This is a genomic window from uncultured Shewanella sp. (assembly GCF_947495455.1).
Taxonomy (GTDB): Bacteria; Pseudomonadota; Gammaproteobacteria; order Enterobacterales; family Shewanellaceae; genus Shewanella.
In genome coordinates, this window is the sequence record NZ_CANLZC010000309.1 from 1 (window position 1) to 230 (window position 230).

The 230-nt window shown below is 43.0% G+C and carries 1 protein-coding gene; it reads left to right on the forward strand.

All coding sequences use genetic code 11. The features are described 5' to 3' along the window. Positions 1–230: hypothetical protein (locus Q0791_RS25195; protein ID WP_299011981.1), on the forward strand; the 230-nt coding region annotated here is incomplete at both ends.

Consider the following 230-nt stretch of genomic DNA (forward strand, 5'->3'; position numbering starts at 1 on the left):
ATTTGATGCAGCTGGTATTACTATAGGGCGAAAGGACATATTAGACACGCTTTTTCCTATACCGAAGAAATTAGCACTACCCAAACAAGCACCAGGACCAGCACCACTACCAAAAGACGTACCCAAAATCGTACCTGATTTTTATTACATTCGGCTTAAATGCTGTCCCTATGAGCGAGGTGAGGCAGCTGACAATTTTAATTACAGTGAACGTTCTGGAGCATGGGAAG